This is a genomic window from Bifidobacterium margollesii (genome assembly GCF_002860355.1).
Classification (GTDB): Bacteria; Actinomycetota; Actinomycetes; order Actinomycetales; family Bifidobacteriaceae; genus Galliscardovia; species Galliscardovia margollesii.
On sequence record NZ_NMWU01000036.1, the window covers coordinates 16,329 to 30,791 of the forward strand.

Here is a 14,463-nt window from a genome sequence, read left to right on the forward strand (position 1 = left end):
CATGGCACTGTTGCTTTGTGATTCACAAACGCTGTGATTCTCGTCAGTTTTGTCGCAAGTGCCCCGGTGGATTCCATGACTATTTGAGTCTCCGATACCACAAAATTAGTACATTTGTTCGATCTTTGCTAGTATCGGAAGCAAAACCGGAATGTTATCGAACGAATGAGCGAACGAACGAATGGACGAAGGCTGTGATGCAACGGGATGAAGGCGGAGGTCGGTCGCAAACCGAAGATCGGGCTACGGATCGGGCTACGGATCGACCAACGGGCCGAATCACAGACCAAACCACAGGCCGAACCGAAAACGGGGAACGACATCGTACCTACATCGCCATCGATCTCAAGTCGTTCTATGCCTCGGTGGAGTGCGTGGAACGCGGGCTCGACCCGCTGCGCACGAATCTGGTGGTGGCCGACCGCTCCCGCACGTCGAAAACCATCTGCCTCGCGGTCTCGCCCTCGCTGAAGGCCTACGGCCTGCCCGGTCGAGCCCGTCTGTTCGAAGTAGAGCACACGATGTCGCTGGTGAACGCGGAACGGCGTCTACGCGCGCCGGGTCGACGATTCTCCGGCGAATCGTTCGACGCGGACGAACTGGCCGCCAACCCGTCGCTGGGTGCGGCGTTCATCGCGGCGAAACCGCGCATGTCCCATTATCTGCACTGCAGCGCGAAAATCTACGAGATCTACCTCAAATACGCCAGTGACGAAGACATCCACGTCTATTCCATCGACGAGGTGTTCATCGACGCCACCGGATACCTGCGCGCCCTAGGCATGAACGGGCACGACATGGCCCGAACCATCGTGCGAGACATCTACCGCACCACCGGCATCACCGCCACCGCCGGGGTCGGCACGAACCTGTATCTGGCCAAGGTCGCGATGGACGTCGTCGCCAAGCACATACCCGCCGACGCCGACGGGGTGCGCGTGGCCGAACTCGACGAGCGATCCTACCGTCGACTGCTGTGGTCGCACCGCCCACTCACCGACTTCTGGCGTGTGGGACGCGGCTACGCGCGAAAACTGGAACGGCAGGGGCTGATGACGATGGGCGATATCGCACGATGCTCGCTCGGCAGGGCCTCGGATTACCACAACGAGGACCTGCTCTACCGCATGTTCGGCGTGAACGCGGAACTGCTCATCGATCACGCATGGGGGTGGGAGCCATGCACCATCGCCGACATCAAACGATACCGGCCCGCCGAACGCAGCATCAGCTCCGGTCAAGTGCTCACCGGGCCGGCCGATTCCCGGACGGGCAGACTGATCGTCCGGGAGATGGCCGACGATCTCGCCCTCGAACTGGTCGAAAAGAGCATGCTGACGGATCGATTGATCCTGACGGTCGGCTATGACGCCGGCAGTCTGGACCCAGCCAGACTGGACTCCTGCGCCACGGACGCTGAGCGGGAGGCCGCGAAGGCCGCCGCACGGGAGTATTCGGGCGAAGTGACGGTGGACCGATACGGTCGACGCGTACCGAAACCCGCCTCGGGATCGGTGGAAATCAACGGCTTCACGATGTCATCCACCCGGATCCGCAACGCCATGACGAACCTGTACGACCGTATCGTGAACCCGCTGCTGCAGGTACGACGCCTCACCGTAGTGGCGGGAAACCTGCATACGCAACGGGAGATCGACGCCGAACGACGATACGAACAGCCGGACCTGTTCACGATCTCACAGGAGAAGGCCACCGAAACGGAAGACTCGGATACGGGAAAGACGGGCATAACCGCCGATACGAACCATGACTCAACACACGCGGATGGCGCAAAGGACAGTGCGAAGGAACGGCGAGTGCAGGAAACGCTCGTGAATGTGAAACGCCGATTCGGCAGAAACGCCGTGATCAAGGGCATGAACCTGGAACAAGGCGCCACCGGAGTACAGCGACACACGCAGATCGGAGGACACGCCGCATGAAATTCGAATCCACACGACGATACGACGACATCATCGACCTGCCCCACCACCGGTCGACCAGACACCCGCATATGCCGATGCGCAATCGTGCCGCCCAATTCATGCCCTTCGCCGCACTCGCCGGCTACGAGGATCTCATCGCTCAGACCGCCAAGGAGGTCCGGGAGCGCGGCGAGTGATCGCACGACGTCGGTGAATTGTGCGAATACCGATGCTTCTTGGAGTTTGAGCCATGATTTCCGGTGCGGAGAGACGACGCGGAATATATCAATGCAGGTTCTCAATGCAGGTTCATGGCATGATGACTCGCGACGAAAACATGGCTGATAACGGTGGGAAAGATTGCCCACCCCCCCCCATTACCATGTGGTGAGAGCATCGTGTGTCGGGGAATCGTGATTCACAAGACAGAATCAGGAGACTAAGGAGACGGTCATGAGTGTAATCAACAATGTAGGCAATGCGGCGAAAACCGTGGCGGACGGTGTAGGCAAGACCGCGGCCGACGCCGCGAATAATGCCGCCGCCGCGGCAAACACGGTTAAGGAGACCGTGCAGAATTTCGGCGATGTCGTACTTACGCAGGAACAGATGTCCGAACTACTCGACAAGTGCTATGACGCGGCGTTGAATGGCATTCCCAAAGTGAGTAAAAGCAGCGATGATCTAGCGCAGGAGTATCTGGACCGCTATGGCTCGAAGGAAAAGGCGGCCAAACGATTCATCGCCAATCAGATCGCCAAATGCACTACGTCGGGATTCGTCACGGGTTTCGGAGGAGTACTGACCCTGCCGGTATCCATCTCCGCCAACATCAGCAGCGTGATCTACGTGCAGATGCGCATGATCGCCGTGCTCGCCTACATGGGTGGCTACGACACGCATGAGGACGACGTTCAAACGCTGGTCTATCTGTGTCTTGTGGGCACTTCCATCACGGATCTGGTGAAGAAAACCGGCATCGATGTGGCGAACAAGGTCACGATGAACATGCTGAAGAAGCTGCCTGGCTCGGTGCTGACCTCCATTAATCAGAAAGTGGGATTCAGGTTGCTGACCAGATTCGGCACCAAGGGAACGATCAATCTGGTGAAGGTCGTGCCGGTCGCCGGGGCTCTGGTCGGTGCCGGTATGGATTTCGCCGGTACGAAGACGATCGCTGATCGTGCCTACGACGCGTTCATCCTCAAGAAAATCGACTGAGCCAATCAGACTTTTCTGGTTTGGGTGCGCATACGGTGTGTTTTGGCGCGTACCGTGTGCTGCCACAGGCTGTTTGGCTGATTCATTCAGCGCGGGTCGCGGGATCGTGGCCCGTATGCGTCGTCACGTGGGCCGGGTACCGTCACGTGGGCCGGGCGGCCCGTGTGACGCAGTGATCAAACCCTTGATATTCCAACGTTTTGACGGGTGTATCACGTGGGCCGCCCGGCCCGTGTGACGCGAGACGGCCCACGTGACGCGAGACGGCCCGTGTCACGGAGTTTGGTGTGTGAAGATATTGCGGCTATGAAAAAGGGCTGCCCGCCGGAGTGTGATGTCTCCGTCGGACAGCCCTGCAACCAGCATGTCCGCTATAGCGATCAGGCGGCGAAGTATTCCACGCCGGCTTCGAAGATCGGCTGGTACTTATTGCCCGGCACGTTGAGATACAGTCCGTTGCCGGAACGCTCCGAATGGCCCATCTTGCCGAACACGCGGCCGTCGGGGCTGGTGATGCCCTCGATGGCGAGCAGCGACCCGTTCGGATTCACATCCAGATCCATGCTCGGCACACCCTCCTCGCCCACATACTGCGTGGCGATCTGACCGTTGGCCTTGAGCTCGCCCAGCACCTCGTCGGAGGCGACGAAACGGCCCTCGCCATGCGAAATGGCCACGGTATGCACGTCACCCACCGTGGTCTTCGCCAGCCAAGGGGAGAGGTTCGACGCCACGCGGGTGCGCACCAGACGGCTCTGATGACGACCGATGGTGTTGAACGTCAACGTCGGGCATTCGGCCGTCATCGGCACGATATCGCCGTACGGCACCAATCCCAGCTTGATCAGCGCCTGGAAACCATTGCAGATGCCCAGCATCAAGCCGTCACGGTTCTTCAGCAGATCGCGTACCGCCTCGGTGACGGCGGGAGCACGGAAGAACGCGGTGATGAACTTGGCGGAACCGTCCGGCTCGTCGCCGCCGGAGAATCCGCCGGGGATCATCACGATCTGACTGCGGCGGATCTCGTCGACCAGCGCCTGCGTGCTTTCGGCCACGGCCTCGGGGGTGAGATTGTTGATCACCAGCGTGGAGACCTCAGCACCAGCGCGTTCGAAGGCCGCCGCCGTATCGTACTCGCAGTTGTTGCCAGGGAACACCGGGATGATCACACGCGGACGGGCGATGGAAGAGGACGCATGACTCACCTTGCGACCGGCGGTGTAGCTCACCGTCTCCACGGCGTCACCCTTGCCTCGGTAAGGGAATACCTCCTCGATGCCATGCTCCCACGCCTCCTGCAGCGTGGCGAGATCAATCGTCTCCTCGGCCGCAGTGAACTCGTAGACCTCGGTGGTTTCGCCGATGCGTCCCATGCACACCAGGTTGCTCACCGGCGGCAGCTTGGCGTTGTCGGCAAGCTCCACGATGAAACTGCCGTACGCGGGCGTGAACAGATCGTCCACGGCGATCGACGGGTCGATCGTCACGCCGATACGGTTGCCCACGGTCATCTTGAACAGCGTTTCGGCGGTGCAGCCGTAGCCGGGCGTGGCGGCCGCGGCCACCATACCGTCTTCGATCATCTCCTCCACCACGGCAAGCGTTTCGATCAGGCTTTCCGGATCGGGGGTAAGCCCGTCGGACTGGTAGCGCGGCGCAATACGGACCAGCGTGTGACCGGCCTTCTTGAACTCGGGGGAGACGGTGTTGCCCATCGGCCCGCATGCCACGGCGAAGCTGATCAGCGTGGGCGGAACGTCCAACTGTTCGAAGGAGCCGGACATGGAATCCTTGCCGCCGATCGCGCCGACACCGAGATCGATCTGCGCCATGAGCGCGCCGAGCACCGCGGCCAGCGGCTTGCCCCAGCGTTCCGGCTCGTCGCGCAGCTTCTCGAAATACTCCTGGAAGCTCAGATAGGCGTTCTCGCGCTTGAAACCGGTGGCCACCAGCTTGGCGATGGATTCGACCACGGAAAGATACGCGCCGGTGAACTGGTTCTTCTCCATGATGTACGGGTTGAAGCCCCATGCCATCGCCGAAGCGGTGGTGGTCTGCCCGAACACCGGGAACTTGGCGACCATGGCCTGGCTCGGGGTGAGCTGACGCCGACCGCCGAACGGCATGAGCACGGTGCCGGCGCCAATCGTGGAATCGAAACGTTCCGAAAGACCCTTGTTGGACGCCACGTTGAGATCGGTGACCAGACGGGTCATACGATCGGCGAGCGAGCCGCTCATCCACGGGGTCTCATACGATTCGGGAGCTTCCACATGGGCGTCCTGATGCTTCGGAGCGCCGTTGGAGGCGAGGAACTCGCGGCTGAGATCCACGATCGCGTCACCGTTCCACACCATCGTCATGCGAGGCTCCTCGGTCACGGTGGCGATCACCGTGGCTTCGAGATTCTCCTCACGCGCGTATCCGAGGAACTCGTCCATATCCTCGGCGGCCACGTCCACGGCCATACGCTCCTGAGATTCGGAAATGGCCAGTTCGGTGCCGTCCAGACCTTCATACTTCTTCGGCACGGCGTTGAGATCCACATACAGACCGTCGGCCAGCTCGCCTACGGCCACGGAAACACCGCCCGCACCGAAATCGTTGCAACGCTTGATCAGACGGCAGGCGTCACCGCGGCGGAACAGGCGCTGCAGCTTACGCTCCACTGGCGCGTTGCCCTTCTGAACCTCGGCGCCGTCAAGCTCCAGCGACTCCACGTTATGCGCCTTGGAGGAGCCGGTGGCACCGCCGATGCCGTCACGGCCGGTACGACCGCCCAGCAGGATGATCCTGTCGCCGGGGGCCGGGGTTTCGCGGCGCACATGATCGGCCGGAGTGGCGGCCACGACGGCACCCACCTCCATACGCTTGGCCACGTACCCGGGATGGTAGATCTCATCGACCTGACCGGTGGCCAAGCCGATCTGGTTGCCATAGGAGGAATAGCCGGCAGCCGCGGTGGTCACGAGCTTGCGCTGCGGAAGCTTGCCCTGCAGCGTCTCGCTCACCGGCACGGTCGGATCCCCGGCGCCGGTGACGCGCATGGCCTGATACACGTAGGAACGGCCCGAAAGCGGATCGCGGATGCATCCGCCGATGCAGGTGGCCGCACCGCCGAACGGTTCGATCTCGGTGGGATGATTGTGGGTCTCGTTCTTGAACAGGAACAGCCAGTCCTCGTCGTGGCCATTCACGTCCACCTTCACCTTCACCGTGCAGGCGTTGATCTCCTCCGACTCGTCGAGGTTCCTCAGCACGCCGTTGGCCTTGAGCCACTTGGCGCCGATCGTGCCCATATCCATCAGGCACACCGGCTTGGCGTCGCGGCCCAGCTCGTGGCGGATGGCCAGATACCTGTCGAACGCGGCCTGCACCACCGCGTCGTCGATCGTCACGTTCTCCAGACGGGTGCCGAACGTAGTGTGACGGCAATGATCGGACCAGTACGTGTCGATCACCTTGATCTCGGTGATCGTGGGGTCGCGCCCCTCCTCGGTGAAATAACGCTGGCAGAACTCCAGGTCGGCGAGATCCATCGCCAGACCCCGCTCGTCGATGAACCGCTGGCCGGCCTCGGCGTCCAGCGTGCGGAATCCGTCGACGATCTCCACCTTGCCAGGCACCGGTACCTTGGTCTTCAACGTTTCACGGACGGCCAAGGAGGCTTCTCGAGCCTCGACCGGGTTGATCACGTAATACTTGATCGCCTCGACGTCATCGTCGGCGAGATCGCCTTCGAGCACGTACAGCTTGGCGGAACGCACGGTCGGCCGTTCGCCCTGACTGATCAGCTGGATGCACTCGCTGGCGGAATCGGCCCGCTGATCGAACTGGCCGGGCAGGTATTCGATGGCGAACACGTGCGCGTCGCCGAAATCAGGCAGATCAAACGCCACGTCGTCCACCTGAGGCTCGCTGAACACGGTGGGCACGGTACGGGTGAACAGTTCCTCGCTGATGCCCTCGACGTCATAGCGGTTGACCACCCGCAGACCGGACAGTCCCTCGATGCCTACGATGGTGTTGAGCTCGCCCTTCAACTGCTGGGCTTCAACGTCAAAGCCGGGCTTCTTCTCTACATATACGCGATAGACCACGCTATCATCCTTCCGAAACGATAGAACAGGGATGAAAAAGATAGAAAAGGCCCGCATCGTAACGGATACGGGCCGGTGATCGTCTTACTTGATCTCGACGCCCTCGGCCTTGGCCAGAGCCTCAAGACGGCTGTCGATCTCCTCGTAGGCCGGGATGATCGAACCCAAGCCGCGGCGGAACAGATCCTTGTCGAGATGCTCCACCTTGCCGGAATGATCCTTCTGATCCCACAGACGGCAGGTGTCGGGGGTGATCTCGTCGGCGAGCAGAATCGTGCCGTCGGAGGTCTTGCCCTCCTCGATCTTGAAGTCCACGAGCTTCACGTCGATCTTGTTGAAGATGTCGGAAAGCTGCTTGTTGACCTCGCGCGCCTGACGGGAGATCTCGGCGAGCTCCTCCTCGGTGGCGATGCCCAGCGCGACGATGCCGTCATCGTTGATGAACGGGTCGCCCAGCTCATCGGACTTCAGGCAGAATTCGAGGATCGGCTTCTTCAGCTCCGTGCCCTCTTCCACGCCGTAACGCTTGGCGAAGGAGCCGGCGGCGACGTTGCGCATGATGATCTCCAGCGGGAACATCGTCATCCTGCGCACGAGCTGATCGGTCTCGTTGATCTGCTTGATGAAATGGCTTTCCACGCCGCGGGCCTTGAGAAGGTCGAACAGCACCGTGGTGATGCGGTTGTTGAGCTGCCCCTTGCCGGCGATCTGCTCCTTCTTCTCGCCGTTGAAGGCGGTGGCTTGGTTGGAGTATTCGACCCACAGCACCTCGGGGTCGTCGGTAGCGTACATTTTCTTGGCTTTGCCCTCGTAGAGCTTTTCCAGCTTCTCCATCATGACCTTTCTCACAGCGTTACCGGAGTGAAAATCAGGGGTGAATAATCGTCAATTACGATACCAAGCGGCGGCTACAACCGTGCCGTCTCCCCGCCGTCCTCGACGTTCTCCACATTGCTCTTGAGCAGCAGCGCCACATCCCTCGCGCGGCCGCGGGCCTCGCACTCGGTACGCCCCGACGCCAACGCCACGGCCATGCGGCGCTCACCGTCCACGCCGGGCTTGCCGAAGATGCGTAGATCGGTGAACGGATGCTCCAGCGCCTGGGCGAGATTGGTGAACGTCACCTCGCCCTTGCCCTTGACGACGATCGCATGGCTGGCATAGGAGAACTTCGGGTCGCGCAGTTCCACGGCGTGCTCGCTTACGCCGACGCCGAGAATCGCGTAGGCGTGCAGCGTGAACTCGTTGAGGAACTGGGAGATCATCGTCACCATGCCGGTGTCGTGAGGTCTGGGCGAGACCTCGTTGAACAGCACATCTCCGTTGCGTAGGACGAACAGTTCCACGCCGTACACGCCCCAGCCGGTCTCGCCGTTGCGATGGGCAAGATCGGTCAGGCCGCGTACGATCCGCTCGGCGTAGGTTCGTGCGGTGGTTCGCGTCTGATCGGTGATCGCAGCCCGCTGCCATGATTCGCGATAGTCGCCGTTCCGCTGGCGCTGGCCGATCGGCTCGCAGGTGACGATGCCGGAACTGGAGCTCACGGTGAGTACGGTCAGCTCGTAATCCAACGGTACGAACGCCTCCACCACCACTCGGCTGACCTGATGCTCCTTGGCCACGCGGCCTTCGGTCTGCGCCACCTGCCACGCGTGGGACACGTCATCGGCGGAGTGCAGTACCGACTGGCCGTGACCGGACGAGCTCATCACCGGCTTGACCACGCAGGGGAAGCCCACGGCCTCGGCCCCGGCGGCCAGCTCCTCCTCGGAACCGGCGAACCGGTACGGTGTGGTCGGCAGTCCAAGGTCCTCGGCCGCCAGACGGCGCAGACGCTCACGATCCATGCAGATCTGTGCGGCCTCACAGCTGGGTACCACCTGCATGCCGGCCTTCGCGGCTCTCGCCAGTTCCTCGGTGGCGATCGCTTCGATTTCGGGAATGATGATATCGGGCTTCACCTCATCGAACAAAGCCCGCAGCTGACCGGCGTCGGCCATGTCCAGCACGCGGGATTCGTGGGCTACCTGCTGGGCCGGAGCGCCCTCATAGGAGTCGGCGGCGCATACCCACACGCCCACGCGCATCAGTGCGATGGCGATCTCCTTGCCAAGCTCCCCGGAGCCCAGCAATAGGGCACGGGTGCGGGTGTGGCCCAAAGGGGATCCAAGCGGGCGATCGGGAACGGTGATGGGGTGATCGGAAGTGGTGGTGGACTGGTCGGAATCGGTGGCGGACTGGGCCGGAACGGCCGAGATGGGCTGATCGGGAACGGCTGGGGTGGTCTGGTCGGGATTTTCGGTTTGTTCGGCTGGGGTGAGGGAAGAATTGCTCATATCCTCCATTGTGTCATCATCATCGCGTTTTGGGGAAGACGCTGGTGTGGCGCGTGGTGTGCGACACGCCGATATCGGATGGTGTTGCGTGCCTTGGGGAATCGTGTATAGTTTTCATCTGTTGCGCGAAATCAGTTCGCTGAAAACGTGCACATGGTGGCTATAGCTCAGTTGGTAGAGCATCTGATTGTGGTTCAGAAGGTCGCGTGTTCGAGCCACGTTAGCCACCCCGCATAAAGCCCGGAAGAGATTCCGGGCTTTTTCGTATCTGAGACCATAAGCCGGGCTTCCCCTGAGAGGGGAAGCTGTCGGCGGAGCCGACTGATGAGGTGGCACCTAATAATGGAATCTCTGGTAGCGTAATCCCTCACGGCAGGCTACAGGCCGAGCGATCCCGCCACCTGAGGAACAGTGAGAACTGCGGCGACGAACACCAGCAGACTGGCAACGATCTCGACCATACCCACCGCCAGCGGTTTGACCTTCCGATACCGCGCGACGACAGGCATCACCGCGGCGCGAATCAGCAGAACGATGGCCACCCAACCCAGCGGAGTGACGGACGCGCACGAGAATCCAAACACCGTAAGACTGGCATGCCACAGCAGAGAAAACGCGACATACCAACGATTGCCGCGCTCGCGAATCATCGTTTTGACAAACAATACGGATCCGAACTGGGTGAGCGCGAATACGAGGAACATAACAAGCCCGTCGGTCGGCACCGATCCGGCCGGCCACCATGACCGCCAGAAACCGGCATCCGCAACACGCCACGGGTTATCGGGCAGTCCGATGACCAGACGATACCGTTCCACGGCTGCGGCACAAGCCGCGAACTGCTCATCGGTGCCGTGGGACGTCTCGAAGGCGCAGGATCCTCTCACCGAAGCGGATCCGACCGAACAGATGATCACCGGCATGATACACGAGGCCACGATGGCCGCGACATTCGCCCAGAGGGATCGTTCCCGCTTCCAATACGCAGCCAACAGCGACACGACGAGCAGCACGACGTAGATCGGAGCCCACCTGAGCAGTCCCGGAGCCGACAGCAGAAGAGGAATCCCGCCGAAGATCAGCAGAACCACCGCATAGACGATAACCGGCCGGCCATAACGATACAGACGATTGTGATGCAGACGATCGTTTCCCGTCCCCGACGATCTCCAAACCTTGATCCAACGGGACAAGACGAATTGCAGGCAATAACACAGCGCCCAGCACGCTGCAAGCCATACGCCGCGCCAATCGGCGCCGGAGACCACCAGAGCGGCGATCGACGGCAACAGCACCATCGCCCACGCGCCATGCTGATTCGGCAGCCACAGACGAACCGAACCCGCACCATCGGCGGCACGGACGTTCCGGTTTCCCGAAGCGTTTGCAAGAGACCGCCTCGATACGGTACGTATGCTGCCCGGAACGGTATGCGGATGCCGCCCATGCGGCTGTTTGCGATCGTGGTCTTCGGTCATGGAGCACAGTGTACGTGGCGTATGACGCGCAGCGTACGTGGCGACACGCGGCAAAAGGGGAGATATCTCCCCGTTATTACAGGGGCGTGGTTGAATCGAAGTGGACGTCGCACACGGATGTGCGGCGCGAAGGAAGGGAATACAGCCATGGCAGGAGTGGCATCTATCATCGGATCCATGTTCGTGCTGTTGTTATTGGCACTGATCGTGATCATACTGTTCCTCAGCCTGTACATCGTCCCGCAGCAGAACGCCTACGTGATCGAACGACTGGGCAAGTTCCACTCGGTGACCACGGCCGGACTGCACCTGAAGATACCGGTGATCGATCACATCGCACAAAAAATGAACCTCAGGGTCAGCCAGCTGGACGTCAAACTCGAAACCAAAACACTCGACAACGTGTTCGTGACCGTGGTCGCCTCCACACAGTTCCGCGTCGACCCGCGCAACGTGGCCACCGCCTACTACGAACTGCAGAACCCCGCGGCACAGCTACGCAGCTACATGGAGGACGCCCTAAGATCCGCCATCCCCATGCTCAGCCTCGACGACGCCTTCGCACGCAAGGACGACGTGGCCCTCGACGTACAGCGCACCGTAGGCAATGAAATGCAGCGATTCGGCTTCACCGTGGTCAAAACCCTGATCACCGCGCTCGACCCCTCCGACCAGGTCAAGCAGGCCATGGACTCCATCAACGCCGCCCAGCGTGAGAAGGAAGCCACCCGACAGCGCGCCGAAGCGCAGCGCATCGCCATCGAAACCCAGGCACAGGCCGACGCGGAGAAAGTGAGGCTCCAAGGTGAAGGCCAGGCCAACTACCGCAGGGAGATCGCCAACGGCATCGTCGACCAGATCAAGAGCCTGCACGCCGTGGGCATGGACATCGGCGAAGTCAACCAGATCGTCATGTTCAACCAGTATCTGGACGTGATGCGCTCGCTGTCGGAATCCGATAATTCCAAGACCGTGGTGCTGCCCGCATCCACCCCGGCAGGCTTCCAGAACCTGTACAGCGAGGTGACCAACGCATTGCTGACCGGGGACGCCGTGCATGCGTCCCCCTATGAGAGCGGAAATGGAAAAGGAGTGAACAGAATATGATCATCACCACAACCCCGAGCGTTGAAGGATACGAGATCACCGGATACTACGGTATCGTCTTCGGCGAAGTGATTTCGGGCGTCAATCTTCTCAAGGATCTTGGCGCCGGACTGCGCAATGTCTTCGGCGGGCGCAGCCAAGGCTATGAGGACGAGCTGATCAATGCCCGTAACCAGGCGCTGGCGGAACTGGAGCGGCGTGCCGCCGATCTGCAGGCCCATGCCGTGATCGGTGTGGACATCGACTACGAGGTGCTGGGGCAGGGCGACATGCTCATGGTCACCGCATCCGGCACGGCCGTGCAGCTTGCGCCCAAATCCCGGCCGTCGGTCTGATCGGCCGGATCGCCGGGCGAGGATCGCGGTCGTCATTATGACGATGATTCCAGAAAGGCAGTCTGGGACGTCAACCAGCATCCCGACCTCGCCTGGCAGTGACGGCTACGCACCATGTTCGAGACGCGACTGCCCGAGGGTACGGATCTGATGCTGCACTCGGACGTGGGATGACGGTATCGGTGCGAATGACGGTGCGTCCGGCTCAAGGACGAATGCTACTCCGGACGGGAGTTTTTTGACTCCTACGAGGAACTCAAAACCAGCCTGGACGCGTACGTCGTCCACTGGGGTCCAGTCAACAACACAGCACCACCCCCGACGTGGGGCACGTCGGCGTGGCAAAGATCAATCAGGACGATTGAAGGAGGAATCCATGTCCGATTCCCTGACCACGCCGGATTCGACCGGATATGGGAGGAACCGCGGGAAAGCATCGCATCCACCGGGTTCGTCCGGCACACCCTGATGGCCGCATGCTGGTGCCTGACCACCACAACTTCGTACGCTGACTGTGTGCGGACGGCGGTGAATCTCGGCGATGACACCGATACCACGGCTGCGGTCGCCGGCGCGCTTGCCGGTATCGTCTACGGATTCGGTGGTGCGACGGGCATTCCGGATGACTGGGTTCGGATGATACGTGGCAGAGACGTCATCGACCGGATCGTCGCGAATCATTCGGAATCGCGGTCCACGGCCGAATAGCCTGTGTCGGTCAGAACAGCCGACATAGGCATGATGACGGCGCGCGGGTGTTCCCAGACCGTTCTCGCGGAGGCCTTGGGCATCAAGAGATCGTCGATGCCTCAGAAAATGACCGGACGAACCGGCTGGTTGATCGTGGACATTGGACATCGTCAACGCATCGAGGTTTCTGGACACGACCGTCGAACGATTGATTGACGATTCCCTGATGCGATGGTAGGGGAACGTGCCCTCGCCCTTGCTGTTCAGGGTGATGGTGTTCGTCGTGGCGCCGGCGACCGGGGTCCTGCCGGTCTGGTCGACGGTCTCCTGCATGTTGAGGACGGCCCCCTTGGCGGGACGGTCGGGCTGGAACGAGCCGTTCGCATTGTGGCCGAGGTAGCCGATCTTGGTGACCTTGAGCCACCAGCCGGTGGTCTGTTCGGCCTGTTCGCGGCCGGGCCGCCACCCGTCGGATACGGTCGCGTCCATGTCCAGCAGCCGGGCGGACTCGAACGTGAGGGTCTTGGTCCAGCCCTTGGCGTGCCAGTCCCACCCGTAGGTGATGTTCTGGCCGGTCAGGTCGGTTCTGTCGATCCGCCACACGTAGGTCACGTACCCGGTGCCGAGCCTGCCCAGCACGTTCTTCATGGCGGGGTCCTTGGCGGGGTCGTAGGTCTTCGTGGCGACGCCGTCCTTGAAGGACGCGGCGTCGAACACGAGCGGGGTGACCGCGGCGACGTGCTTGCGGTTCGCGGGCAGGGCCGTGCCGTCCGTGCCCTTGTCGGGCGTCCAGTACACGTCGGCCCTCGCCGTGACCTTCAGGCCCGACACGGTCTTGGTGTTGAGGTTGACGGTGATCTCGTCCCTGGGCGGGTTGCCGTCGCTCATGGTGGAGGCCGTGACCTTCGAGGTGACGCTGGGCTTGAACCGGGGTGTGAAGTGGATGTTCTCCGCCCCGTTGAGCTCCGACGTCTCCTTCGCGTAGTCCGTCAGGCACAGCCGGTACTCATTGGGCTTGCTGCCGACGAGGGTCTGTCCGGCCGGGCAGGCCACGTTCATCCCATTGTCCGCGCCGGTCACGCCGGTGACCTGGCTGGTGAACCAGGCGTCGCCGGCCGGCCAGGCCTTCAGCCCGAAGTCCGCGGGCGTCCAGCTGAACGTCTCGGTGCCGCTGTCGTTGCCGCCCNCAACGGAGTGGTAGGACGCGTAGTCGAGGGTCTTCGCCTTGCTCTTCCCGCCCGTCAGGTGCATCGTGGTTTTGACGGTGA

The 14,463-nt window shown here is 61.6% G+C and carries 10 protein-coding genes and 1 tRNA gene; 7 read left to right on the forward strand and 4 right to left on the reverse strand.

What is annotated here, in order from left to right:
* Window positions 1-278 precede the first annotated feature (278 nt).
* The 3 genes from Uis1B_RS09680 (at window position 279) to Uis1B_RS09690 (ending at window position 3,146) form a co-directional block, all read left to right on the forward strand.
* Complete coding sequence (locus tag Uis1B_RS09680; RefSeq protein ID WP_243390337.1) at window positions 279-1,943, forward strand: Y-family DNA polymerase; 1,665 nt, start codon at window positions 279-281, stop codon at window positions 1,941-1,943.
* Window positions 1,940-2,122, forward strand: coding sequence for a hypothetical protein (locus tag Uis1B_RS09685; protein WP_101617832.1), 183 nt, complete (start codon window positions 1,940-1,942; stop codon window positions 2,120-2,122). The genes Uis1B_RS09680 and Uis1B_RS09685 overlap by 4 nt, the downstream gene beginning before the upstream one ends.
* A gap of 256 nt (window positions 2,123-2,378) precedes the next feature.
* Entirely contained in the window at window positions 2,379-3,146 is a 768-nt protein-coding gene (locus tag Uis1B_RS09690) for an EcsC family protein (RefSeq protein ID WP_207763415.1), read from the forward strand.
* A 380-nt stretch (window positions 3,147-3,526) separates the two neighbouring features.
* Here the strand turns inward: Uis1B_RS09690 and Uis1B_RS09695 are convergent, their stop codons facing one another.
* From Uis1B_RS09695 to purT, 3 genes are all read right to left on the reverse strand, one after another.
* A complete protein-coding gene (locus tag Uis1B_RS09695) occupies window positions 3,527-7,306 on the reverse strand; it encodes a phosphoribosylformylglycinamidine synthase (protein ID WP_423734889.1) in 3,780 nt (1,259 codons plus the stop codon).
* Between the two features lie 27 nt (window positions 7,307-7,333).
* The gene (gene purC, locus Uis1B_RS09700; protein ID WP_101617847.1) at window positions 7,334-8,083 is read right to left on the reverse strand and encodes a phosphoribosylaminoimidazolesuccinocarboxamide synthase; all 750 of its coding nucleotides are present in this window, start codon (window positions 8,081-8,083) and stop codon (window positions 7,334-7,336) included.
* Window positions 8,084-8,157: 74 nt separating this feature from the next.
* The gene (purT, locus tag Uis1B_RS09705; RefSeq protein WP_101617836.1) at window positions 8,158-9,585 is read right to left on the reverse strand and encodes a formate-dependent phosphoribosylglycinamide formyltransferase; all 1,428 of its coding nucleotides are present in this window, start codon (window positions 9,583-9,585) and stop codon (window positions 8,158-8,160) included.
* A gap of 156 nt (window positions 9,586-9,741) precedes the next feature.
* Between purT and Uis1B_RS09710 the strand changes: the two genes are divergently transcribed.
* Window positions 9,742-9,814: transfer RNA gene (locus Uis1B_RS09710), tRNA-His, on the forward strand.
* A gap of 148 nt (window positions 9,815-9,962) precedes the next feature.
* On the opposite strand, the gene Uis1B_RS09715 is transcribed toward Uis1B_RS09710, so the two are convergent.
* Entirely contained in the window at window positions 9,963-11,063 is a 1,101-nt protein-coding gene (locus Uis1B_RS09715; protein WP_101617838.1) for a YwiC-like family protein, read from the reverse strand.
* A 177-nt stretch (window positions 11,064-11,240) separates the two neighbouring features.
* On the opposite strand from Uis1B_RS09715, the gene Uis1B_RS09720 reads away from it, so the two are divergent.
* The 3 genes from Uis1B_RS09720 to Uis1B_RS12390 all read left to right on the forward strand — a co-directional run bounded on the left by Uis1B_RS09720 (window position 11,241) and on the right by Uis1B_RS12390 (window position 13,213).
* Complete coding sequence (locus Uis1B_RS09720) at window positions 11,241-12,170, forward strand: SPFH domain-containing protein (RefSeq protein ID WP_423734890.1); 930 nt, start codon at window positions 11,241-11,243, stop codon at window positions 12,168-12,170.
* The gene (locus tag Uis1B_RS09725; protein WP_101617839.1) at window positions 12,167-12,505 is read left to right on the forward strand and encodes a putative heavy metal-binding protein; all 339 of its coding nucleotides are present in this window, start codon (window positions 12,167-12,169) and stop codon (window positions 12,503-12,505) included. Before Uis1B_RS09720 ends, Uis1B_RS09725 begins: the two co-directional genes overlap by 4 nt.
* A 468-nt stretch (window positions 12,506-12,973) precedes the next feature.
* Window positions 12,974-13,213 carry an ADP-ribosylglycohydrolase family protein gene (locus Uis1B_RS12390; RefSeq protein ID WP_243390339.1) on the forward strand — a complete coding sequence of 80 codons (240 nt, stop codon included), beginning with the start codon at window positions 12,974-12,976 and terminating at the stop codon, window positions 13,211-13,213.
* Window positions 13,214-14,463 lie beyond the last annotated feature (1,250 nt).